Genomic DNA, 2,036 nt, shown 5'->3' with positions numbered 1-2,036 from the left:
GGTTCTCGGCGGCGTCTTGTTCCCTGGCCAAGGCCAGGTCACGGAAGGCCCGCAGCTGAGCGACCTCAGCTTGACGTCATCAGCCTATGGCCAGTCGATCACGCGCGTCTGGGGCACGATGCGGGTCAACGGCAACGTCATCTGGAGCCCCGGCCTCACGCATCACAAGCACGTCGACCGCAGCCAAGCCGGCGGCAAGGGCGGGCCGACCCAGAAGTCGATCAGCTACACCTACACCTGCAGTTTCGCGGTCGGGCTCTGCGAAGGCCCGATGGCGGCCGTCAACCGGATCTGGGCCGACACCAAGCTGATCTATGACGCCCGTGGCTCCAAGCTGGACCTGGAGATCGGCGACCTCGACTTCCGGTTCTATCCCGGCTCGGAAGACCAGATGCCCGACCCGCACATGGAAGCCCAGGTCGGCGCCGGCAAGACGTCGGCGCACCGCGGCCTCTGCTACATCCTGTTTGAAGATCTGCCGCTCGATGATTTCGGGAACCGCGTACCGTCGATCACGGTCGAGGTGTCTCGACAGGCGTCCGTGCCCAAGATCGCGGTGTCCTACACCAAGCTCCCCGATGGACCGATCACCGGCTACCAGCTCGACAAGCTGGCCGTCGATTGGGACCGAGGCCGGGCCTACATCGTGAAGGGGAGTGGGGATGCGCGCGTCGCCGGCCTACGGCGGATCAACATCTGGACGATGGAGGAGGATCGGCAGGCCAGCATCTTCGATATCACCGGCCGCACGACGGACATGTTTCCAGGCGCGGTGGTCACCGGGAACAACGGCGACATCTATTTCACCGTCCTCGCCGGCAGCAATTTCTATCCGATCGTCTGCATCGACGGTCAATCCTGGCGGGTGAAAGCCCGCTTCGGTGACAGTCTCGGGTTTCCAGGCGTCGAAAATCAGACCAACGGCTTCGTCGGCACGTACAGGATGGCGACAACGCTCGTCTACGGCCCAGCCGGGGTCGATGAGTACGTCGCCTGTGGCTCGCTGCTCGGCAACATCGGCATCCTGAAGGGCGGTAGCCTGACCTATGTCTGGGGCGCCGGCCAGCAGGTCGACGAGCAGCAGGTCAACGGCCTATGCGGCGGGATGCCTGGCGAGATATGGATCCTGGCCGGCAATGCCTGGGCCGACAGCATGGCGGTCGGCATCTACCGGATCCGGATCACGGCCTCGGTGTCGACCTCGCCACTGTCGCCCGGCGTGGCGACCAACGTCGAGTTCGCCAAGGTCGCGACCATCACCCCGGCCATGGTCGACGGCGCCTGGCCACACTTCCTCGGCACGCCGGGATCGTTCGTCTACGACCCGACCGACAACAGCGTGATTTTCCAGCTGCGGATGGGCAACGGCCCGACCGCCGGCCCGCAATACACCCTCAAGGTGCGGGACGGCGCCGGTCTGGTCTGGAAGACGCAGAGCTTCGTTCGGATGAACTATGACGCCTCGTCCACGGGTCAGTTTCGGCTGCGGCGAGGCCGTTACGTCCTGATCGAGAGCGGTGCGCTGCAGCAGATCGACACCACCACCGGCGCGGTCTTGTCCCTCGACAGAACCTGGGGCACCGATTTCGGGGGGGTCGGAGCGCAATGCTACGATGGCGATACCGACACGGTCATCGTCTTGTCGAACCGTGCCAACTCCGGCCCGACGCGGATCAGCATCAACAGGGTGAATGGCGCCAGCGAGCCGGTCTCGCAGATCGTCTCGGACATCTGCGGCCTGGTCGGCCTGGCCGCGCCGGACATCGATGTCAGCGAGCTGACCGACGTCATCCCCGGCTACGCCGTCGCGCGCCAAATCGCCGCCAAGGAGTGCATCCAGCCGCTGGTGGACCTGTTCCTCCTGGATGGTGTCGAGCGCGACGGCAAGTTGCGGTTCCAGCGACGGGGCCGGCCGGTCGACCGGCAACTGACCGAGGACGATCTGCTGCGCGACGGCGACGCCGTGAAGTTCGGCGAGACCCGGCGCCAGGAAGTCGATCTGCCGTCGACGGTCAGCATCACCTTCGCCGACATCG

The 2,036-nt window shown here is 65.5% G+C and carries 1 protein-coding gene; it reads left to right on the top strand.

All coding sequences use genetic code 11. The features are described 5' to 3' along the window. Window positions 1–70: 70 nt before the first annotated feature. On the top strand, window positions 71–2,036 hold a 1,966-nt coding region (locus AC3XYG_RS30075), incomplete at its 3' end, for a phage tail protein (RefSeq protein WP_489143556.1).

This window comes from Inquilinus sp. (genome assembly GCF_057815775.1).
The sequence above is the reverse complement of the archived record's forward strand: the minus strand, read 5'-3'. Positions and strand labels throughout refer to the sequence as shown.